Origin of the sequence: Kouleothrix sp., from assembly GCF_046328425.1 — a bacterium.
Taxonomy (GTDB): Bacteria; Chloroflexota; Chloroflexia; order Chloroflexales; family Roseiflexaceae; genus Kouleothrix.
On sequence record NZ_JAXLWP010000009.1, the window covers coordinates 74,869 to 95,668 of the forward strand.

Annotated in this window: 18 protein-coding genes; 7 read left to right on the forward strand and 11 right to left on the reverse strand. The window is 64.8% G+C overall.

Annotated elements, in window-relative coordinates:
* Positions 1-52: 52 nt before the first annotated feature.
* From hpt to U0177_RS09960, 5 genes are all read left to right on the forward strand, one after another.
* Positions 53-595, forward strand: coding sequence for a hypoxanthine phosphoribosyltransferase (hpt, locus tag U0177_RS09940; protein WP_409570465.1), 543 nt, complete (start codon positions 53-55; stop codon positions 593-595).
* A gap of 227 nt (positions 596-822) precedes the next feature.
* A complete protein-coding gene (gene ftsH / locus U0177_RS09945; RefSeq protein ID WP_409570466.1) occupies positions 823-2,739 on the forward strand; it encodes an ATP-dependent zinc metalloprotease FtsH in 1,917 nt (638 codons plus the stop codon).
* 114 nt (positions 2,740-2,853) lie between these two features.
* Complete coding sequence (locus U0177_RS09950; protein ID WP_409570467.1) at positions 2,854-3,615, forward strand: YebC/PmpR family DNA-binding transcriptional regulator; 762 nt, start codon at positions 2,854-2,856, stop codon at positions 3,613-3,615.
* 92 nt (positions 3,616-3,707) lie between these two features.
* Entirely contained in the window at positions 3,708-4,211 is a 504-nt protein-coding gene (gene ruvC / locus U0177_RS09955; RefSeq protein ID WP_409570468.1) for a crossover junction endodeoxyribonuclease RuvC, read from the forward strand.
* A gap of 167 nt (positions 4,212-4,378) precedes the next feature.
* Positions 4,379-5,503, forward strand: coding sequence for a sigma-70 family RNA polymerase sigma factor (locus U0177_RS09960; protein WP_409570469.1), 1,125 nt, complete (start codon positions 4,379-4,381; stop codon positions 5,501-5,503).
* A gap of 60 nt (positions 5,504-5,563) precedes the next feature.
* Here the strand turns inward: U0177_RS09960 and U0177_RS09965 are convergent, their stop codons facing one another.
* Entirely contained in the window at positions 5,564-6,241 is a 678-nt protein-coding gene (locus U0177_RS09965) for a DUF3307 domain-containing protein (RefSeq protein ID WP_409570470.1), read from the reverse strand.
* Between the two features lie 28 nt (positions 6,242-6,269).
* On the reverse strand, positions 6,270-6,959 hold the full coding sequence (locus U0177_RS09970; RefSeq protein ID WP_409570471.1) for a Crp/Fnr family transcriptional regulator: 690 nt from the start codon (positions 6,957-6,959) through the stop codon (positions 6,270-6,272).
* Between the two features lie 117 nt (positions 6,960-7,076).
* Between U0177_RS09970 and U0177_RS09975 the strand changes: the two genes are divergently transcribed.
* Both U0177_RS09975 and gyrA read left to right on the forward strand, forming a co-directional pair.
* Positions 7,077-7,817, forward strand: a complete 741-nt coding sequence (locus U0177_RS09975) for a metallophosphoesterase (RefSeq protein ID WP_409570472.1) — start codon at positions 7,077-7,079, stop codon at positions 7,815-7,817.
* 251 nt (positions 7,818-8,068) lie between these two features.
* Positions 8,069-10,567 (forward strand): DNA gyrase subunit A, encoded by a 2,499-nt coding sequence (gene gyrA / locus U0177_RS09980; protein ID WP_409570473.1) that lies wholly within the window; start codon positions 8,069-8,071, stop codon positions 10,565-10,567.
* Between the two features lie 12 nt (positions 10,568-10,579).
* Here gyrA and U0177_RS09985 read toward each other — a convergent pair whose 3' ends face one another.
* The 9 genes from U0177_RS09985 to cheB all read right to left on the reverse strand — a co-directional run bounded on the left by U0177_RS09985 (position 10,580) and on the right by cheB (position 20,796).
* Positions 10,580-12,121: an HD domain-containing phosphohydrolase gene (locus tag U0177_RS09985; RefSeq protein WP_409570474.1), complete on the reverse strand. Its 1,542-nt coding sequence runs from the start codon at positions 12,119-12,121 to the stop codon at positions 10,580-10,582.
* A gap of 100 nt (positions 12,122-12,221) precedes the next feature.
* A complete protein-coding gene (locus U0177_RS09990) occupies positions 12,222-13,847 on the reverse strand; it encodes an ATP-binding protein (RefSeq protein ID WP_409570475.1) in 1,626 nt (541 codons plus the stop codon).
* Positions 13,848-13,941: 94 nt separating this feature from the next.
* Positions 13,942-14,355: a response regulator transcription factor gene (locus U0177_RS09995; RefSeq protein ID WP_409570476.1), complete on the reverse strand. Its 414-nt coding sequence runs from the start codon at positions 14,353-14,355 to the stop codon at positions 13,942-13,944.
* A 225-nt stretch (positions 14,356-14,580) separates the two neighbouring features.
* Positions 14,581-14,916 carry an STAS domain-containing protein gene (locus tag U0177_RS10000; RefSeq protein ID WP_409570477.1) on the reverse strand — a complete coding sequence of 112 codons (336 nt, stop codon included), beginning with the start codon at positions 14,914-14,916 and terminating at the stop codon, positions 14,581-14,583.
* Positions 14,913-15,341: an ATP-binding protein gene (locus U0177_RS10005; protein ID WP_409570478.1), complete on the reverse strand. Its 429-nt coding sequence runs from the start codon at positions 15,339-15,341 to the stop codon at positions 14,913-14,915. Before U0177_RS10005 ends, U0177_RS10000 begins: the two co-directional genes overlap by 4 nt.
* A 66-nt stretch (positions 15,342-15,407) precedes the next feature.
* Positions 15,408-16,988 carry a tetratricopeptide repeat protein gene (locus U0177_RS10010; RefSeq protein WP_409570479.1) on the reverse strand — a complete coding sequence of 527 codons (1,581 nt, stop codon included), beginning with the start codon at positions 16,986-16,988 and terminating at the stop codon, positions 15,408-15,410.
* A 67-nt stretch (positions 16,989-17,055) separates the two neighbouring features.
* A complete protein-coding gene (locus U0177_RS10015; RefSeq protein ID WP_409570480.1) occupies positions 17,056-18,129 on the reverse strand; it encodes a PP2C family protein-serine/threonine phosphatase in 1,074 nt (357 codons plus the stop codon).
* Between the two features lie 28 nt (positions 18,130-18,157).
* On the reverse strand, positions 18,158-19,687 hold the full coding sequence (locus U0177_RS10020; RefSeq protein ID WP_409570481.1) for a CheR family methyltransferase: 1,530 nt from the start codon (positions 19,685-19,687) through the stop codon (positions 18,158-18,160).
* Positions 19,684-20,796: a chemotaxis-specific protein-glutamate methyltransferase CheB gene (gene cheB / locus U0177_RS10025; RefSeq protein WP_409570482.1), complete on the reverse strand. Its 1,113-nt coding sequence runs from the start codon at positions 20,794-20,796 to the stop codon at positions 19,684-19,686. The genes U0177_RS10020 and cheB overlap by 4 nt, the downstream gene beginning before the upstream one ends.
* Between the last annotated feature and the right edge of the window lie 4 nt (positions 20,797-20,800).

Consider the following 20,800-nt stretch of genomic DNA (forward strand, 5'->3'; position numbering starts at 1 on the left):
CGCGTCATCCCTGCAATCTGATCGAGGTGTGCACATTATGGAGTCTGGACTCATGGATCGCGACATTGATAAAATCCTGATCTCGTCGGAGGAGCTGCAGGCCAAAGTGCGCGCGATCGGCGCGCAGATCGCCAACGATTACGCCCCGCTTGGCGACCTGCTGCTGGTGGGCGTGCTGAAGGGCTGCATGATGTTCATGGTCGATCTGGCGCGCGCCATCCCGATGCCGCTGGCGATCGACTTTATCGCTACCTCGAGCTATGGCCACAGCACGGCTTCAAGCGGCGTTGTGCGCCTGCTCAAAGACCTCGACACCGACATCGCCGGCCGGCATGTGCTGATCGTCGAAGACATCATCGATAGCGGCCTGACGCTCGAATACCTGCGCAGCCAGCTGCTGCGGCGCAACCCCGCCAGCCTGCGGATCTGCTCGCTGCTCAACAAGCCCGATCGCCGCGTCACCAATGTGCCGGTCGACTACCTTGGCTTCGATATTCCGAACGAATTTGTGGTTGGCTATGGCCTCGACTACGGCGAGCACTACCGCAACCTGCCGTACATCGGCGTGCTGAAGCAGGAGATCTACGCGGAGTAGCCGGCGCGTGGCGAACCGCGCGCCGCGTAGCCTGGCGCTGGCAATGTGAGTACTACATTAGAAATTGCAAAACAGCGCTAAGGTTGTCGTTAATCTGTGATCTCGTTACCTTGTCGGGGGCCATACTGGTTTGCTATAATGGCCGCATTGACAAATGGCGAGCTTTTTCGCTGCACTGTGCCTTCTAGTGAGGAGCCTGGCTCCTGAGAGGGGAGCGGAACACGATTATGGGCGATAACCGATGGCTCAAGAATAGCTTTGTCTACCTCATCATTCTGGTAGCTGCGCTGGCGCTATTCTTCAACTACTTCAACAACCAGCAAAACGCGCCGGATGAGAAGGGTATCACCGAGGTGATCTCGCTTGCCAAAGACGGCAAGATCGACCGGATCGAGCCGCAGTCGGCAAGTAACGATATTTTCTTTACCCTGAAGGATAACCCCAAGCAGCGCTATCGCTCGCGGCTCGAGGCCAACGACAGCATCACCAACCTGCTGGTGCAGTCGGGCGTCGATCCCAAGGCGGTGAATGTGCTGGTGCAGCCGGCGCCGGCCTGGGGCGGGCTGCTCAATATCTTCACCATCCTGCTGCCGGTGCTGCTGATGATCGGCTTCTTCATCTTCTTCATGCGCCAGGCCCAGGGCTCGAACAACCAGGCGCTGTCGTTTGGCAAGAGCCGGGCGCGCATGTTCTCGGGCGATAAGCCGACGATCACGTTCGCCGATGTGGCCGGCCAGGAAGAGGCCAAGCAGGATCTGACCGAGGTGGTCGAGTTCCTGAAGTTCCCCGATAAGTTCGCGGCGCTGGGCGCGCGCATCCCGCGCGGCGTGCTGATGGTCGGCCCTCCCGGAACCGGCAAGACGCTGCTTTCACGCGCGGTGGCGGGCGAGGCCGGCGTGCCGTTCTTCTCGATCTCCGGCTCGGAGTTCGTCGAGATGTTCGTCGGCGTCGGCGCAAGCCGCGTGCGCGACCTGTTCGACCAGGCCAAGCGCAATGCGCCCTGCATCGTGTTCATCGACGAGATCGACGCGGTCGGCCGCCAGCGCGGCGCTGGCCTCGGCGGCTCGCACGACGAGCGCGAGCAGACGCTGAACCAGATCCTGGTCGAGATGGACGGCTTCGATACCAACACCAATGTGATCGTGATCGCCGCCACTAACCGCCCCGACGTGCTCGACCCGGCGCTGATCCGGCCCGGCCGCTTCGACCGCCAGGTGATCCTTGATGCCCCAGACGTGAAGGGCCGCGTGGCCGTGCTCAAGGTGCACACCAAGGGCAAGCCGCTCTCCGACGATATCAACCTCGAGGTGATCGCGCGCCAGACGCCGGGCTTCTCGGGCGCCGACTTGGCCAACGCGGTGAACGAGGCCGCTATCCTGGCGGCGCGCCGCTCGAAGAAGAAGATCGGCATGGCCGAGCTACAAGACGCGATCGAGCGCGTGGCGATGGGTGGCCCCGAGCGCCGCAGCCGCGTGATGACCGAGCGCGAGAAGCTGATCACGGCCTACCACGAGGCCGGCCACGCGATTGTCGGCGGCGGTATGCCCAAGGCCGACGGCGTGCAGAAGGTCACGATTATTCCGCGCGGCCGGGCCGGTGGCTACACCCTGTTCCTGCCCGACGAAGACCGCAACTACATGAGCGTGTCGCAGTTCGAGGCGCAGCTGGCCGTGGCGCTGGGCGGCCGCGTGGCCGAGGAGATCGTCTTCGGCGATGTGACCACCGGCGCGTCGAGCGATATTACCACCGTGACGCGGATCGCCCGCGCGATGGTGACGCGCTATGGCATGAGCAAGAAGCTTGGCCCGATCGCCTTCGGCGAGAAGGACGAGCTGATCTTCCTCGGCCGTGAGATCAGCGAGCAGCGCAACTACGGCGACGATGTCGCCCGCGCGATCGACGGCGAGGTGCACCGGATCGTCGATGAGGCCTACGGCCGCGCCCGCGAGATCCTTACCACCAACCGCGCTGTGCTGAACGATATGTCGAGCGCGCTGATCGAGTACGAGACGATCGACGGCGACCGGCTGCGCGAGCTGCTGGGCCGCGTGAAGCTGCTCCAGCTGCCCGAGCCGGTGGTGAGCCTGAATGGCAATGGCAGCGCCACGGCGCCGCTCACGGATGTGCCAAACCCGATCGCTTAACCCCTGCAAACGGCACGCGAGCCCTGGGGCGGTACACCGCTCCAGGGCTCGTTGTTCGTCGCGCTGGCGCCTGTGCTATAATATGGCCAGCAAACAACACAGGAGGCTCGTGTTATGTCCGGCCACTCGAAATGGCACTCGATTCGCCGCTCCAAAGGCATTCTCGATCAAAAGCGCGGCCAGCTGTTCACCAAGCTGGCGCGCGATATTACGATTGCGGCGCGCGAAGGGGGCAGCGGCGACCCCGACGGGAACTTTCGCCTGCGCATTGCAGTTGATAAAGCCAAGGCCAATAACATGCCCGCCGATAACATCCAGCGCGCGATCGACCGCGGCATGGGTAAGGGCGGCGAGGCCAAGCTTGAAGAGATCTACTACGAGGGCTACGCCCCCGGCGGCGTCGCGCTGATGATCGAAACCGCCACCGACAACCGTAATCGCACCAACTCCGAGGTTCGCGCCACGCTGAGCAAGGCCGGCGGCAACCCTGGCGAGCCAGGATCGGTCGGCTGGATGTTCAAAACCAAAGGCCTGATTACGATCGATCTGAACGCCAAAAAGCTCGATCCCGACGAGGTCATGCTCACCGCGATCGACGCTGGCGCCGATGACGTCGAGGTCGGCGAGGAGGCGATCGAGGTGTACACCGAGTTTCAACAGCTCGCGGCGGTGCGCCAGGCGCTGCTTGCCGCCGGGCTGCCGCTCACCGGCGCCGAGAAAACCATGCTCGCCACAACCACCGTCAACCCCGAGGTCGAAGATGGCCTGCGCGTAATGCGCCTGATCGAAAAGCTCGAAGACCTCGACGATGTGCAGAAGGTGTATAGCAACCTCGAAGTCACCGACGAGCTGGCCGAGCAGTTTGCGAACAGTTAACGTAACGACCAAGAACCAAGGACGAAAGACGAAGGATGATGTACGACAATGTATGTTCGTCTTTCGTCTTTCGTCTTTCGCCGGTGGAAACTATGCGAACACTAGGGATCGACCCAGGCACCGCGATCATGGGCTGGGGCATCGTCGACGAGCAGACCGGCGCGCTCGTGCTGGTGGCCTGCGGCGCTTTTACTACCCCGGCCGGCTTGCCGCAGCAAGAGCGCCTGCTGTCGCTGTATAACGGCCTACAGGCGCTGCTCGAACAGTACCGCCCCGGCGCTGCGGCGATCGAGGAGCTGTTCTTCGGCAAGAATGTCAACACCGCCATCCATGTCGGCCAGGCCCGCGGCGTGGCGCTGCTGGCGCTTGCGCAGGCCGGCGTGCCAACCCACGAGTACAAGCCCACAGCCGTGAAGCAGGCGGTTGCTGGCTACGGCGGCGCCGATAAAAAACAGATGCAGGAGATGGTGCGGCTGACTCTGAAGCAGCCGACGATTATCAAGCCCGACGACGCGGCAGACGCGGTGGCGATCGCAATTTGCCACGCGTATACCGCGCCGATGCTGCGCCGTATCGCCGAAACTGGTAAAAAATGATTTTCAGCATTGCATGCGATATCTTCCCTGCATTCTTTCACCATTCGTTAAAGCAATGTTGTATGTGCTAGAATCGTAAAAAATACCCCCTTGAAGCCGCCATGATTCTGTGGTATAGTGCACTTTGCATAACATGGCCAGGCCGTTTTAATAGAAAGCCGGACCCAGTGAACGATACACTCGATCTGCTGTTGTCCACGGCCCGCGACAAGCGGCACCTCGCCTCCGCCCCTGCCTACGATTACCTGGCACCGCCCGCTTACGCTTCCGCTGCTAGCCCCACCACTGGTGCGTCTAGCGCCGAGCTCGATCCATACGCCACTGTGGCAGCCGACGACGAGGCGCTCGGCGATGATCTTGATGCCGGCCTCGATGAGCAGGGCATTGCCGCCGACGACCCGGTGCGGATCTACCTGCGCGAGATCGGGCGCGTCGGGCTGCTGAGCGCGCCTGAAGAGCAGCGTCTGGCGCGGCAGATCGAGGCAGGCGAGCAGGCCGACACGCGGCTGGCGGGTGGCGATTGTGAGGCCGGCGAGCGCGCCGAGCTGCTCCGCTGCTCGGCCGAGGGCCAGGCAGCCCGTGAGCATCTGATCCAGGCGAATCTACGCCTGGTCGTCTCGATCGCGAAAAAGTACCTTGGCCGCGGCCTGTCGTTCCTCGATCTTATCCAGGAAGGCAATATCGGCCTGATGCGCGCCGCCGAAAAATTCGATTATCATCGCGGCTTTAAGTTTTCTACCTACGCCACCTGGTGGGTGCGCCAGGCGATCACCCGCGCGATCGCCGACCAGAGCCGCACCATTCGCCTGCCGGTGCATGTCGGCGAAACGATCAACCGCGTGCTGCGCACGGCTAACCGCCTGCAGCAGTCGATGGAGCACGAGCCTACCCCCGACGAAGTGGCGCTTGAGCTGGGCTTGTCGGGCGAAAAGGTGCGCCGCGCGCTTGAGGCCTCGCGTCAGACGCTCTCGCTCGAGTCGCCGGTTGGCGCCGAGGGCGACGCAGTGCTGGGCGATTTTATCGAAGACCGGGCTGGCGCGCTGCCGCTCGATCAGGCTGCCAAGCACCTGCTGCGCGAGCAGATCGATATCGCCTTGCAGAAGCTGCCCGAGCGCGAGCGGCGGATTATTCAGCTGCGCTATGGCCTGGCCGACGGACAGTATCGCACGCTCGAAGAGGTTGGCCGCGAGTTTGGCATCACGCGCGAGCGGATCCGCCAGATCGAGGCCCGTGTGCTGCGTAAGCTGCGCCATCCGGCATATGGCCGCCACCTGCGCGGCTACCTCGAGTAGCGCCAAGCTGGGATGAAAACATAGGCTGCCGTGTGGGTCGGGGGTGGCGAAGCCACCCCCTTACTGCAGCAGCGCCAGCACTGTGCCCACTGTTGCGCCCACGCACAGCACTGCGAGCATACCCGCCGGCAGATCGAGCGGGTGGTTCGAGCGCGGGTGGCGTGCCAGCATGGTCATCCCGATCAGCGTGGCGGGCAGCGCCAGCAAGCCGCCGAAGATCGCGAGCGACACCGCCGAGGCCCCGGCCAGCACGCTGCGCAGCCGCGTGCCGCCGGCCAGCGCCGCGTTCGAGAAGCCCGGATCCAGCCAGATCATCACGCCGATCGGCGTGGCGAATGCCGCGATAATGTAGGCCGAGCCGTAGAGCGCCAGCCGTGCGAATGGTGAGGCGCTGATCTGCCATACCTGCGCCTGCGCCAGCGCCAGGCTCAGCACCCCGATCAGCGTTGCCAGGTGGATCAGCTGGTCGAGCAGAAATGGCCCGATCGGCGGCCCAGGAATACGATCGCCAAACCGTACCTTCCACCAGTCGGCCGCGAAGTGCACGGCGGTGATCGCCAGCATCGCGGGGACGAGCGCCAGCGCCGCGCGGTCGAGCAGTGGCAGCGTCAGCATGCAGCCGAGCACGATCGCGCAGTGGATCAGCAGGCCGTCCACCCGGCGCTTGCGCAACACCAGCCAGTAGGGCTGCAGCACGAAATCGGCGACGAGGTGCGCGAACACGAACAGGTACAGCATGGGCGAGCTCCTTGCCTTCAAAGGTCCGTTAGCCGGGCGAATCGCCGGAGTGTTCGAGCTGGTCGAGATCGATCACGCTGACGCGCGCGCGCTCGACGCGGATGAGGCCCTGGCCGCGCAGGTTTGCGAGCACGCGGTTCACGGTCTCGCGCGTGGTGCCCGATAGGCTGGCCAGGTCGTCTTGGGTCAGGTGGATGTCGATCCGGATCTCGCCGCCGTCGGCGGTGCCGTAGCGCGCGGCCAGGCTGAGCAGCTGCCGCACCACGCGCTGCGAGGCCGACATGTTCGCCAGCTGCTCGGCGGCCATATTTGCCTGGCGAATGCGCGCGGCCATGACCTCGAGCACCGAGGCGGCGATCGGCGGGCAGGCGTTGATGGTGTCGAGAAACGCCGCGCGGTGCAGCGTCAGCGTGGTGGTGTGGCACATAGCCTCGGCGCTAGCGGCGCGCGGCTGGCCGTCGAGCAGCGCCATCTCGCCAAAGAAGTCGCCGTCGCGAAACAGCGTCACCGTCAGCTCCTGCCCGGCCTCGCTGGTGGTGTAGATCCGCACCTGCCCGGCTACGATGATATACAGTGTGCTGCCGATACTGCCCTGGTGGAAGATGATCTCGCCGCGCTGAAATGCCCGCGACCCGACGCTGCGCGCCAGGAGCGCCAGCTGTTCGCTGCTAAGCCGCCGAAACGCGGTGACGCGCTTGAGCAGTTCGAGCTTGTTCATCGGTTCCCCCATTGTATGTCCAATGAAGTCTATTATAAAAGCGCGCCGGCGCCAGCACTATGATGTTTGTCACGCACCGCGTTTGGCAAGCCGCCAAGCCTCTGGTATCATAGCGCCGTGATATGGACTATTTCGGATCTGCATCTTTCGTCGGTGAAGCCAAAGCCAATGGATATCTTTGGCGACCGCTGGAAACAGCACCCGCAGCGCGTGGCGGCGGCGTGGCGCGCGCGCGTGCGCGACGCCGACACCGTGCTGATCGCCGGCGATATTTCGTGGGCGCTTAAGCTGCCCGAAGCCCTGCCCGACCTAGCCTGGATCGACGCGCTGCCGGGGCGCAAGGTGCTTTCGCGCGGCAACCACGACTACTGGTGGGAGAGCACCGGGCGGGTGCGCCGCCAGCTCCCGCCTTCGCTGGCAGTGGTCCAGGGCGACGCGCTTGATCTTGGCGATGTGGTGGTGTGTGGCACGCGTGGCTGGATCACCCCCGATACCCCCGGCTTCAAGCCCGACGAAGATCAGGTGGTGTATAACCGCGAGCTGATCCGGCTCGATCTGGCGCTCCAGGCCGCGCGCAAGCTGGCCGCCGGCGCCAAGCCGATTGTCGTCATGGTGCATTACCCGCCATTCCTCGATCATCGGCCTACCGAGTTTGCCCGGCGCATCGCGGCTTCCGGCGCCGTCGCTTGCGTGTATGGCCACCTGCATCGCCCCCACGATTGGGCCGTCGCCACCCAGGGCGTGGTCGACGGCGTGTACTACCAGCTTACCTCCTGCGACTACCTGGGCTTCGGCCCGGTGGCGGTGCGCGGCCTTGGCCACGAGGCTGCCGGCACCGTGCCTCCTCCGCCTGAATAGCGCGCCGTCCACGGCGAGCTTACTTCGTTTCAAGCCACCTAAGCAATGCAGTTTGGAGGGCGCGGCCTGCCAGGCATGCGACCGCTGAGCTACTGCCGAGCACGTCTTTTTCGGTAGAAAATATGTGCTGATTTTCATGGACAAAACCGCGATTTAGCGGTATAATATGCAGAGAATCGAGCCGTGCATTAAGTACGAGAAATTATCAGCCGGCGGCTTTTTGCCGCCGCTGATCGCGTTCTGGAGGCGTCATGGAAATCGGGATCGTTCGGCCGGTGAGCATCAACGACGAGATGCGCACAGCGTACCTGGAATATGCCATGAGCGTGATCGTGTCGCGGGCGCTGCCCGACGCGCGCGATGGCCTCAAGCCTGTTCAGGTGCGCATTATGTACGGAATGTGGGACATGGGCGTGCGCCACAACCAGCCGTACAAGAAAAGCGCGCGTATCGTCGGCGATGTGCTCGGCAAGATGCACCCGCACGGCGATACGGCGGTGTACGATGCGCTGGCGCGCCTGGCCCAGCCCTGGAATATGCGCTACCCACTGATCGACGGGCAGGGTAACTTCGGCAGCGTCGACGGCGACCCGCCCGCCGCCATGCGCTACACCGAGGCGCGCCTCTCGGCGATCGCCGAAGAGCTGCTGTTCGACATCGACAAGGACACGGTCGATTTTCGCGACAACTTCGACGGCACATTCAAAGAGCCAACCGTGCTGCCCGCGCGCCTGCCAAACCTGATGCTCAACGGCGCGGCCGGCATCGCCGTAGGTATGGCCACGAACATCCCGCCGCATAACCTCACCGAGCTGTGCGATGCGATCATGCACCTGATCGACAACCCCGATGCCACGGTCGAAGACCTGATCAAAATCATCCCCGGCCCCGACTTCCCCACCGCCGGCATGATCCTCGGCACCGAAGGCATTGTGAACGCCTACAGCACTGGCCGCGGCCACATCACGCTGCGCGCCAAGGCGCATATCGAAGAGGCCGCGCGTGGCGCGTACAATATCGTCGTCACCGAGCTGCCCTACCAGGTGAACAAGGCCCGGCTGCAAGAGCGCATCGCCGAGATGGCTAAAGAGCGCAAGATCGAGGGCGTGCGCGACGTGCGCGACGAATCCGACCGCAGCGGCATGCGCCTGGTGATCATCCTGAAGCAGGACGCCCAGCCGAAAAAGGTGCTCAACGCGCTGTACAAGCACACCCAGATGCAGACGACTTTTGGCGTGAACATGCTGGCGCTGGTCGAGGGCGGTTTGCAGCCGCGCGTGCTGACGCTCAAGCGCATGCTGCAAGAGCACATCGATCATCGCCGCGAGGTGATCCGCCGGCGCACCGCGTTCGATCTGGCCAAGGCCCGCGCGCGCGCGCATGTGCTCGAAGGCCTGAAGATTGCGATCGATAACCTCGACGAGGTGATCCGCATCATTCGCGAGTCGCGTAACGCCGATAGCGCGCGCAACAACCTGATGCGCAACTTCAAGCTCACCGAGATCCAGGCCCAGGCCATTCTCGAGATGCAGCTGCGCCGCCTGGCCGCGCTTGAGCGCAAAAAGATCGAAGAAGAGTATAAAGAGGTCATCAAGCTGATCGCCGAGCTTGAAGATATTCTGGCCAACCCGCGCAAGCTGCTGCACCTGATCAAGACCGACCTGCAATACCTCAAAGAGAAGTACGGCGACGAGCGGCGCACCCGGATCATCCCCGACGCCGACGGCGAGGTGAGCGACGAAGACCTGATCCCCGATATCAAGGTGCTGGTGACGCTCACCGAGCGTGGCTATGTCAAGCGCATCAACGCCGATACCTACCGTACCCAGCGGCGCGGCGGGCGCGGCATCAGGGGCATGGTCACGCGCGAGCAGGACGTCGTGCGCCACATCCTCACCTGCATGACGATGGACGACCTGCTGTTCTTCACCGATCGCGGCAAGGTCTACCAGCTGAAGGCCCACGAGGTGCCCGACGCCGGGCGTACGGCCAAAGGTCTGCCGCTCGTGAACCTGATCGCGCTGGAGCCGGGCGAGCAGGTGACGTCGATCCTGGCCGTGCCCGATTTTGACGAGGGCGAGTACCTGATTATGGCCACGCAGCGCGGCAAGATCAAGCGCACCATTCTGAAAGAGTACAGCCAGGTGCGCTCGAATGGCCTGATCGCGATTGGCCTCGAGGAAGGCGATCTGCTGGGCTGGGTCTCGATGACACAGGGCAACGAAGATGTGCTGCTCACGACCATGCGCGGCCAGACGATCCGCTTCCGCCAGGAGGAAGTTCGCCCCATGGGCCGCCCCGCGAGTGGCGTGATCGGCGTGAACCTCTCCGACAACGACCGCGTGATTGGCATGGATCTGGTGCAGAATGGCGGCTCGCTGCTGGTGATGACGGCTAATGGCTTCGGTAAGCGCACCGCGCTCGACGAATACCCCTCCAAGGGCCGTGGTACCGGTGGCGTGATCACGATCAAGCTGCGCCCAGCCGACCAAGTGGCCGCCGCGCGCGTGGTGTACGATACCTCGCTGCTGACATTTATCACCACCGGCGGCACGGTGATGCGCTGCCTCGCCGGCGAGATCTCACTGCTGGGCCGCTCGACGCAGGGCGTCACGATCCTGAATGTGGTCAAGGGCGATCACGTCGCCGCGCTGTCGGTCGAGGAGCCGGCCGACGACGAGGAGCGCAGCCAGAATGTGCTGATCACGATCAACAACGACGGCAGCGATGGCGTGGTCAGCGGGAAGTAATACCAATACGGCCTAGTCGCGTGCCTCAAGCTCGATCGCGACTGGCCGCTCGAGCAATCCGTTCACGGCCAGCTGCGGCGGGCGCGGGCGCGGCAACAGCAGCGCTGTGCCCTCGCGGCGCATCATCTCGACGAACACCTCAACAAACTGGCCATCCCAGTGTGTGCCACGGCCATTCATCAGAATATGAAATGCCTGCTCGGCCTCCATGGCCCGGCGATAGGCGCGGTGTGAGGTCATGGCATCGTAGGCGTCGGCAATCGCCACGATCCGCGCCTCCTCGCGCACCTGCGGGCCTTGGAGGTGGCGCGGGTAGCCACGGCCATCCAGGCGCTCGTGGTGGCACTCGATGATCGGGATGACGTCGCGCAGCGCCTTGATCTTGCGCAGGATGTCGGCGCCAATCGTCGGGTGCGACTGCATGATCGCGTACTCTTCTTCGCTCAGCGGGCCTGGCTTGAGCAAAATGTAGTCGCGAATGCCGATCTTGCCGATATCGTGCAGCAGCGCGCCGTAGTGAATATACTCCACCCGCTGGGCCGGAAGGCTCAGCACTTCGCCCAGCCGCACGGCGTAGCGCCGCACCTGCTCGGAATGCCCGGCTGTGTACGGGTCGCGCGCATCGATCGCCGCCGCCAGCGCCGCGATCGTCTGAAGGTTCTGATCTTTCAGCTGCTGGTAGAGCCTGCCGTTGTCGAGCGACGCGGCGATATGCGAGGCGCATACGTTCAGCAGCGTGCGGTCGTCGTTGTCGAAGCCGGGCTGGTCGGCGCTGCGCGCCAGCTGCAGCAGGCCCACTGGCCGATCGCTGGTGCGCAGGGTGATGCGGGCCAGGTGCCGTGGGCTGGGCGCGTCGTGGTCGTCGCCAACCAGCTCGATGTGCGCGCGCACGATCGCCTGCTCGTCGTAGCCGCGCACGGCCGCCCGGCTGTTCGGCGCACGGTCGATCCCGGCGCCGCGCTGGGCCAGTAGCTCAAGCTCGTCGTCCTCGGGGTGCAGCAGCGAGAGCGAGAGCGCGCGCGGGGCGAAGCGCCGCCACAGCAGCCGCACGATCTCGCGCACCGCTGTGGCGGTATCGAGCGTCGAGGTGAAGGTCTGGCTCATCTCGTGCAGCGCCACGATCTGCGAGAGGCGCTGCTTCTCTTGCCGCACGCGCCGCCACTCCATCGCGCGCCGCACAGTGCGCTCGAGGTCGTCGACCGTTACCGGCTTGGTGAGATAGTCGAAGGCCCCCAGCTTGAGCGCCTGGCGCGCGGTCTCGACAGTGGCGTGAGCCGTGAATACGATCGCGTCGGTGTCGGGGTAGTGCTCGCGCAGCTCGTTCAGCAGCTCGATCCCGCCCATCTCGGGCATCTGCAGGTCGGTGAATACCAGGTCGTAGCTGGCCTGGCTCAGGTATTGCAGCGCAACGCGCCCATTCTCGGCGGCCACTACCTGGTAGCCGTTCATGCGCAGCAGGCGCACGCAGAAATCGCGTACATTGGTGTCGTCTTCGACGATCAGCAGCCGCGAAGGGCCTTGCTCAGCGGGTTCGGGTGTGGCGAGGGTGCTCATGTCGGTGTACCTTTTGTGCTGCGGGCACGGGCTAGTTTGCCATGTATATCGCCAGGGCGAACCAACCGGATACGCGAGTGGGTCGTAGGTGTATAAACGTTTAGATCGCCGGCAGGCACAATGTAAAGGTGCTGCCACGCCACACGTGGCTCTGCACTTCGACGCGGCCCCAGTGCTCTTGCGCGATCGTGTGGACGGCGTAGAGCCCCAGGCCCAGGCCGCGCGCAATGCCTTTATCGACTTTGGTGGTGAAGCCCGGCTCGAATACGCGGGTCAGCAGGTCGGGCCGGATGCCGCGGCCGGTATCGGCGATGGCCACGCGCACCCAGTTGTGCTGCTCGCTCACCTGCACGCTGAGGCGGCGCTCGTCGCTGGTGTTCATGGCTTCGATCGCGTTTTGCAGCAGCTCGAGAAATGCTTGCTCGATCTGCCCGGCCTGCCCCAACACCATCGGCGAGCTTTCGGGCAGCGCGACGTCGAGGTGAATCCCGCTCTCTTGGATGCGGCTGCGCAGCAGCCCCAGTGCTTCGTGCAGCGGCTCGTCGATCACCACCGGGCACTTGCCGGTTGCCGATGGCTGGGCGAAGCGCAGGAAGCGCTCGACAAGCGCGGCAATGCGCTGGCCCTCGACCATGATCTGGGCGATGTCGTCGCGCGTGGCTTGCGGCAGCTGCTGGTCGCGCAGCAGCAGGTGGGTATACCCGAGAATGGTTGTGAGCGGGTTGTTGATCTCGTGCGCGACGCCGGCCGCCAGGTCGGTGACGACCGCCAGCCGCGAGGAAAGCAGCAGGTCGTGCTCGGCGCTGACGTGTGTCTCGCTGGCCGGCGCGCCCAGCGTACGTGCCGCGGGCGCCGCCAGCGCCACAGCGGCGAGGTGCCCAAGCGCCAGGAACAGGGCCGGGTCGAGCGGCTGAAAGGCGCCAAGGCGCGATGACTGAAGATCGATGATCCCAAGGCACGGTTGGCCCTCGCCGATCGGGATCACCAGCTGCGCGCGCGAGCCGGCCAGCGCCGGCAGTGCCAGCGCGTCGTTTTCGATATCGGCCGAGTAGGCCAGCGTACCGTCGCGGAAGGCCCGGCCGGTCAGGCCGTGCTCGAGGCTGGGTGGGATTTGCTGCACCAAGGCGGCCTCTTCCGGGGTGTAGCCGCGGCGCGCCAGCAAGGCCGCGCGGCCCTGCTTGTTGGTGAAGATGCCGCAGTGGCTGGCCTGCGTCAGCGCGAGCGCCGCGTCGACGACCAGCGCCAGCGCAGTGGCCTGGTCGGCCGCCTGGCGTACCCGCGCCTCCAGGCTGCGCAGCTGAGGATCGTGGTTGAGCGGCGCCCCCGCTCGCTGTGCGATGCGCAGCGCCAGCCCAGCCTGCCGCGCGGCCGATAAAGCCAGCCGCTCGTGGCCAGGCGCGAACTCGCCGCTCAGGCTCACGCAGCCGTAGCACTCGTCGCCGGCCAGAATTGGCGCAGCCAGCCAGTCGGGGCCGGCGCCGGGCGTGGGCAGCCGCGCGCCCGCTGCGCGTGCCAGCACTGGCTGGCGCGCAGCCATGATCCGCTGCAGCGCGCCGAGCGTGCTTGGGTTAGCTGGGATCTGGCTGGGGAGCGCGGGGATACCAAACTGCGCCGCGGTTATAATAGCGGCGCCACTGGGGAGCAGGACGGCAATACCGCTGCAAGGCAGCAGCTCGCGCAGCGTGGCGACAAGTTGTTCGTAGACGTCGCGGAGTTCTGACTCCATGGTTTATAGATAATGCTGGCGATGATGAACCATGGTCAAATTCCAGCGCGGTGCGCCCGTGCGAGCGCCAGGCAGCTGCCGCTTGCGCTTGCCACTACGCCGGCCGTGGCCGGCTCTCGAAGAACAGCCGCACGCGGCGCTCAAGCTCTTCGAAATCGAACGGCTTGGCCAGGTAATCGTTGGCGCCGATCCGCCGAGCCTGCTTCTCGGTATCCGGCGTGCCAAACGCGGTGATCAGAATCACATATACATCGCTATAGTCGCGGCGAATGGCCTGGATCAGCTCCATGCCGTCCATGCGCGGCATATTCATATCGGTAATAACCAGTTCGCATGGATGCTTGGCGAGCTGCTCAAGCGCGGCGACACCGTCCTCCGCCTCGATCACCGGGTATCCGCCGTTCGTCAGCATAAACTTATACAGTCGGCGAGTTGCGGCATCGTCCTCGACAATCAGGACGCTAGGAGCGCTGCCATTGGTTACGGCCGGGCTTGTCGGCAATGACATGAGATGACCTCCGTATCCTTGAATCACAAATCTTTCGGGGCATTTTACATCCGGGGCGGCTGCATGCTATTGCCATTGGGCCGCCGGGTCGACGATGCCGTATGCATATGCAGGTACGACTATTTTACCACATGTGAACGTGGTGGCGTCAGCAAAGTTACGATATTTGCGCCACTTTGAAACAACTGTAATCGCGCTGTCATGTCGTGCGGGCGTGCGATATGCTCAGCGGTACGATGCCAGATCGCGCTCTTCGATCGTCGGCATGAAACGCGACATTTCGACCATTTTAAAAATTTTTTGGTGATGCGGGCTTACGTTCATGGCGAAGAGCTTGTTGCCGGCCTTACGCGCCGACACCACGAACTTCAGCAGGGCCGAGATGCCGGCCGAGTTAATAAACGCCACGTTGGCGAAGTCGAGCACGGTGATCGGGCGCATAGCCGCCTGGCTGGCGGTGGCCTCGATCGCCGCAGCCGAATTAGTGTCGACGCTGGTTGTCAATATATGCAGCACGGCGACCTCGCCAAACTCTTCGCGCCGAATCACATCGTTGCTCATGATATAGCGTCCTTCCGGTAGAGCCGTAGTGTCATTACTGTGCCCTGCTGCGACGATCGCACCTCGTAGTCGTCGACGAGCGCGCCAATGAAGTACATGCCGAACCCTCGGTGCATGCCGCCCTCGAGATTGCTCTCGTCGATCGTGCGCCGCGAGAAATTGAGCTGCTCGACGCCTTGGCCTTGGTCGCTGATATGGATCTCGAGCTTGTCGGGCTCGAGCACAAACACAACCTCGACCAGCTTGGTAGCTTCGCGCCGGTTGCCGTGGTCGATCGCGTTATTCACCGCCTCGCTCACGGCGAGCTTGAGATCTTCGACGCGCTCGGGCGGCAGGCCGATCGCCTGGCCAAGCTCGCTCGCGCTGGCGCGCACCACGCGCTCGAAGATCGGGTTCGAAGGAATATTCACGAGCACACGTTCCATGCGCTGTCCTTTTGCCGGTTGTCCGGTGTCTGCTTGGTTCATCGGGAGGCGCGGCGATAGAGCAAATCAACGCTGGCCGATCAGCCGCAGCCCCTGCGCGCGCGCCTGCTGCGCCAGCGTTGAGCTGGCCGGCCCGGCCGCTGGCCCGCCCTGGCGCTGCAGGTGGTCGTAGCGGCGCAGGTAGGCTTTGCCGAGCGAAACATTGCCGATCTGCAGGTAGGCGGCGCCCAGGTAGTACAACGACTGGGTGTGGCCAGGGTTGCGGCGCAGCACTTTTTCGAACAGCGGGATCGCTCGTGCTGGATCAGTCAGCTCTTTGTAGCACACGCCGAGCATAAAATTGGTCTCGATGTCTTCGGGCCAATATTGTAACACGTGCTCAAACTCGCGCGCCGCTAGGTCGTGGCGCTCGCGGCGCATATACATGTAACCGAGATCGTAGCGCAACGAGTGCGCGTCGGGCGCTAATTCCACTGCTTTGCGCCAGGCGGCCAGCGCCCAGCCTTCGCGGCCAATTGCGTTGTACATAAAGCCGAGCAGGTAGTGCGCCTGCGGATCGCGCGGCAGCAGCTGCACCGCGCGCTCAAAGGCGCGCGTGGCTGGCGTGTGTTTGCCAATATCGTAGAGCAGCTTGCCCATGTTCAGGAAGAGCTTGCCGTTGCCGGGGTGCAGCTTGGCGCAGTTGAATAGCACTTCGTAGGCCTCTCGTAGGCGGCGCTGTAGCTTGAGAATGGCGCTGGTGCGGATGCGCGCGTCAACATAATGCCGATCCTGCGGCGGAATACACGTATACTCTTCCAGCGCCCGATCGAGGCGGCGCGCGCGCGCCAGCAGATTTCCCAGCAGATAGCGCGCGTGATACTCGTGCGGCCGCCACTGTAGCAGTGCGCGGTAGATCCGCTCGGCCTCCTCTTCGTAGCCCTGCTGCTTCAGATCCTGGCTGAGGCGGTAGTACCACTGCGCCACTTGCTCCTCCGAGCGTGTCACCAGCACTTCGTCTTGCACCTGGGGCGACACAAATGTCGGCTCGACGCGCAGCGCCTCGGTGAAGCAGCGCTGCGCCAGCTCATAGGCGCCGTGGGCTTGGTGCATCAGGCCCATGTAGTAGCGTGGCTCGGCCGCCTGTGGCCGCGCGCCGCAGGCCTGGTCGTAGTGAATATAAGCGCGCCCGGCGTCGTCCAAGCGCTGGTAGCAGCGCCCCAGCGAGAAGTGCGCCTCGTAAAGCATCGGGTTGTGCTCGAGCGACTCTTTGAATGCGGCGATCGCCCGATCGAGCTGGCCGCGCGCGGCAAAGGCCACGCCGAGGTTGTAGTGCGCCTCAGCCAGCTGCGGGTCGGTCTGCACTGCCTCAAGGTACTCGCGCAGCGCGCCGTCCCAGTCGTCCTGAAAGGCCAGCGCATTGCCGATATACAGGTAGATAATCGCGCGCTCGCGGTCGAAGATCTGGGCCTGCTCTTCACCCTCGACATAGGCGGCGATCAGGGCCGCCTTGAAGTGCTCGATCGCATCGCTGTAGGCGGCGCGCAGGTAGGCGCGGATGCCCTGGCTGAACGCGGCGCCGAGCCGTGTGCCGGCCATAAAGCGCTCGCTCCCGGCGAAGGTATCCAGATCGAGCGGCATGAAATTGAGCGGTTCGTTCACGGTCATCGCGGTCGCTCCAGCCCTTTGCAGAGCCGAGAATCAGGGCCAGCGCTGTGCTTCTCGGTTCTGATACTTAACGGTACTCTTCCAGCGCCAGCCGTAGCTGGGCGTTCAGCTCGCGCGCCAGGCCGCGCCCAAAGCGGCCCTGCGCCAGGCCAACAATGCTGGGTAGGCGTGCGGCCCACAGCTCGGCCGGCGCGTCGGGCGCGGGCAGTTCGGCGGCGGCCCACAGCTCGGCGGCGCGCGCCGGCCCGAGCACGTCTTCGGCGCTGCTACGCAGCTCGTCGCCAGCACGTGCCAGCCGCCGGCGGATGATCACCATGGTGATGTCGTCGGCCTGCGCGCTGCCGTTCCAGGCGCGCAGATCGTGCAGCAGCACGGCCATCAGCGCGCGCGGCTTGAGGTGCGCATTCGCCTGCAGCATCTGCTCGAGCCGCGCATAGCTGTAGAGCTGGCCATCGGGCGAGCCGGCTTCTACGACGCCATCGGTGTAGAGCACCACAATGTCGCCCGGCTCGATACAGGCGCTGGCTTCGCGATACGCGCTTTCGTCGTCGACGCCGAGCGGCAGGCCCGAAAGCTCAAGCTCGGATACCTGGCCGTTGAGCAGCACCGGGTAGTTATGCCCGGCATTGGCGATGCGCAGCTCGCCATGGCGCGTGTTGAGCTTGGCATATAGCATCGTGACCATGCCCTGCGGAATCTCGGTGATGATGCCGGCGTTGGTGGCGGCGAGCGTCGGGCCAGGCGCCTCGTCGCGGCGGGCGGCCTGGCGGAACACCGTGCGCGCCACGGCCATACGCAGCGCTGCCGGAAGCCCTTTGCCCGACACATCGCCGATCATGATACCGTGCCATCCATCGGCCAGCGGCAGGAAATCATATAGGTCGCCGCCGAGGTCGCGCGCCGGGATCGATATGGCGCTGATCTCCCAGCCAGGTAAATGCGGCACGGCCTCGAGCAGCAGCCCTTGCTGAATATCGCGCGCCAGCCGCAGATCCTGCTCGATCTCGGCCTGGCGGCGCTGTGCGGCGTCGGTGGCCTCGGGCGCTAGGCGCGGGCGGGCGCGCGCCAGCCAGGGCGAGCTGGTGTGGCCCAACAGGCTGGCGTGGCTGCGCCGATTCGACTGACGCCGTAGCTTTGGCATACTTACTACTAGAGATAGTAAAGGGGCGTTACGCCCCGTATGGATGTGTATTCGTGGCTTGTATCTGCGCGAGATGCCGCTGGCAGGTTTCGCGCAGCCAGCCAACCGCCACGCCGTCGAGTAGCTCGCCGGGCGGGTAGCGGTCGAGCTTCTGCAGGGTATTGCGATATTCGAGCAGTGCTTTCTCGAAGCGCCCGGCCTGGCGATAGGCTTCGGCCAGGCGAAACGACACCAGCGCCGACTCGGCTTCGAGGTAGCGTGCGCGCTCGAGCTGCTCGATCGCCGCCGGCCACTGTTCCTGGCGGCTATAGATCGTACCAAGCAATAGATAGGCCGCGTGATTCAGGGCATCGATCTCGATCGAGCGTTGAACCTCGGCGATCGCCAGGTCGAGGTCGCCGCGGTCGGCGTGGCCGCGTGCGATCAGCAGCAGCGCCTCGCCCACCAGCGGCGATTGCGGCGCCACCTGGCGCAGGTGGTCGAGCGCCTCTTCGGAGCGGCCCTGCGACAGCAGCGCGTAGCCGCTGTCGAGCAGCGCGCGGTCGGTTTTGGCAGCGCCGGCATGGCGATTGAATGACGGCACGGGCACAGCTGGTACGCGGCGCGGGCGCGCGCTCGGTGCTTCGGCCGGCGGCCTTGGCTGGGCCTTGCGCGCAGCCGGCGGCTCGGGCGGCGTGGCGGCACCCTTGCAGTATACATACGCGCCGGCCACCTCGCGGGTAGCAAACTGCTCGGACACATTCCAGAGCGTTTCAGAGAAGCCCAGGAATAGCATGCCGCCGTCGGGCAGGCAGCTGTAAAAGCGCGCAATCAACGCCTGGCATGTGTGCAGCTGGAAGTAGATAGTGACATTCTGGCAGAAGATGATGTCGACATTCTGAGCCTCGGCCGGGAATGGCTCGAGCAGATTGAGCTGCGCGAAGCGCACCAGTGCGCGCACGGCCGGAGTGGGGCCGAAACCGCCATCGTGCGGGGTGAAGTAGCGCTGCAGTAGCTCAGGCGGTACATTCTGCAGCGAACGCCCGCGATACATCCCGGCGCGCGCGCTCTGCAGTGCTGGCTCGCTCAGGTCGGTAGCCCAGATCTCGACCGGGCGGGCAGGCGGTTGGCCAAGGGTTTCAAGTGCGCTAATCGCTAGCGAGTAGGCTTCTTCACCGGTCGCACAGCCAGCGCTCCAGATACGCAGAGGCTCGCCGGGCGGCTTGCGCTGGTGCAGCTCGGGCAGCAGCACGTCGCGCAGCGCGCGGAAGTGCGGCCCATTGCGGAAGAACATCGTCTCGTGGTTCAGCAGTAGCTCCGAAAGCTGCCGCAGCTCGGCGCGCCCGGCCAGCGTGCCAAGCCAGCGACGGTAGGTGGCGAGGGTTTCGCCAGTGGCCTGCAGGCGCTGTGCCAGCCCCTGCTCGAGCGCGCGCTGGTGCGCGCTGTCGATAGATATGCCACTGTAATCGGCCAGCAGCGCGCGAAAATGCGCGAACTGCTCGGGCGAGAGCCAGGGCGTAGGTGTGGCGCCGTGGCCGATGTGCTGGCGGGCTGGCGCGTGCTTAGGCTGCTGGCTCATCGCGCACCTCGCTCGGCCGGCTGCATGGCGTGCACGAGCGCGGCGAGGCGCGCGCCGATCTCGGTAGCCGGCAGCACTTCACACGCCGCGCCAAGGTGGATCGCGGCGCGCGGCATACCAAAGATCGTGCTGGTGGTTTCGTCCTGGGCGATGGTATGCCCACCGGCGCGCTTGATCGCCAGCAGGCCGTAGGCGCCATCGCGGCCCATCCCGGTGAGCAGCACGCCGAGCGCGCGCGGGCCGAACATGGCGGCGGCAGCCTGCATCGAAATATCGATCGATGGGCGCTGGAGGAGCAGTGGGTTGGCGCTCAGGTGAACTGTGCCATCGGCGGCGATCAGCAGGTCGGCCTGGTCGGGGGCCACCAGTACTTCGCCTGGGCGCAGTGCATAGCCCTCGTGGGGCAGCCGCACCGGCAGCGGGCTGGTGTGGGCTAGCCACTCGGCCAGGCCGGCGCTGAAGCCAGCGGCGATGTGCTGTACCACCAGCACGGCGGCGCCCAGGCCGCGCGGCAAGCCCGCGAGCACCTGGCTGACGGCGCGCGGGCCGCCGGTGCTCGCGCCGATCACAATCAGCGGAAAGGCTGGCGTCTCAAGGCTGGTAGGCGGCGCGGGTTCGCTAGGCAGGGTAGCCAGCTTCGGCGCGGCCGCAGGTGGCAGGGTAGCGCTGGGCGGCTTACGCCGGCCGCGCAGGTGCGTCACCACCTTGACGCGCGCCAGCACCTTGATGCGCCGGCTCAGGGCGCGGCCGGCGCGCGCCAGATCGGCCGGGCTGCCGCCAGGTTTTTCGAGCACCTCCAGCGCGCCTGCGCCCAGCATCTTGAACGTAATATCGACGTCGTGGCTGGCGAGCGAAGCCGTAAGCACCAGAATGGGCGTGGGGCAGTAGGCCATCAGATACTCGGTGGTGGCCAGGCCATCCATGACCGGCATGCGTACGTCCATGGTCACAATATCGGGCCGCAGCTCTTGCACGAGCGCAATCGCAGCGCGGCCGTCGCCGGCGCTGCCGACAACCTGAATCGCCGAGTCCCGCTCGAGCAGGTCGGTGATAATGCTCCGCGCGAGCGCAGAGTCATCGACAACCACAACGCGAATAGGCTGGCTCATAGCA

Excerpts from the sequence above, each read along its gene's own strand:
- U0177_RS10000 (WP_409570477.1), bottom strand. The coding sequence starts at position 14,916 with ATGAGCAACGATGTGATTCGGCGCGAAGAGTTTGGCGAGGTCGCCGTG.
- U0177_RS09965 (WP_409570470.1), bottom strand. The coding sequence starts at position 6,241 with ATGCTGTACCTGTTCGTGTTCGCGCACCTCGTCGCCGATTTCGTGCTG.
- U0177_RS09970 (WP_409570471.1), bottom strand. The coding sequence starts at position 6,959 with ATGAACAAGCTCGAACTGCTCAAGCGCGTCACCGCGTTTCGGCGGCTT.
- U0177_RS10010 (WP_409570479.1), bottom strand. The coding sequence starts at position 16,988 with ATGACCGTGAACGAACCGCTCAATTTCATGCCGCTCGATCTGGATACC.
- cheB (WP_409570482.1), bottom strand. The coding sequence starts at position 20,796 with ATGAGCCAGCCTATTCGCGTTGTGGTTGTCGATGACTCTGCGCTCGCG.
- U0177_RS10005 (WP_409570478.1), bottom strand. The coding sequence starts at position 15,341 with ATGGAACGTGTGCTCGTGAATATTCCTTCGAACCCGATCTTCGAGCGC.
- U0177_RS09995 (WP_409570476.1), bottom strand. The coding sequence starts at position 14,355 with ATGTCATTGCCGACAAGCCCGGCCGTAACCAATGGCAGCGCTCCTAGC.
- U0177_RS10020 (WP_409570481.1), bottom strand. The coding sequence starts at position 19,687 with ATGAGCCAGCAGCCTAAGCACGCGCCAGCCCGCCAGCACATCGGCCAC.
- ruvC (WP_409570468.1), top strand. The coding sequence starts at position 3,708 with ATGCGAACACTAGGGATCGACCCAGGCACCGCGATCATGGGCTGGGGC.
- gyrA (WP_409570473.1), top strand. The coding sequence starts at position 8,069 with ATGGAAATCGGGATCGTTCGGCCGGTGAGCATCAACGACGAGATGCGC.
- ftsH (WP_409570466.1), top strand. The coding sequence starts at position 823 with ATGGGCGATAACCGATGGCTCAAGAATAGCTTTGTCTACCTCATCATT.
- U0177_RS09950 (WP_409570467.1), top strand. The coding sequence starts at position 2,854 with ATGTCCGGCCACTCGAAATGGCACTCGATTCGCCGCTCCAAAGGCATT.
- U0177_RS09990 (WP_409570475.1), bottom strand. The coding sequence starts at position 13,847 with ATGGAGTCAGAACTCCGCGACGTCTACGAACAACTTGTCGCCACGCTG.
- U0177_RS09985 (WP_409570474.1), bottom strand. The coding sequence starts at position 12,121 with ATGAGCACCCTCGCCACACCCGAACCCGCTGAGCAAGGCCCTTCGCGG.
- U0177_RS10015 (WP_409570480.1), bottom strand. The coding sequence starts at position 18,129 with ATGCCAAAGCTACGGCGTCAGTCGAATCGGCGCAGCCACGCCAGCCTG.
- hpt (WP_409570465.1), top strand. The coding sequence starts at position 53 with ATGGATCGCGACATTGATAAAATCCTGATCTCGTCGGAGGAGCTGCAG.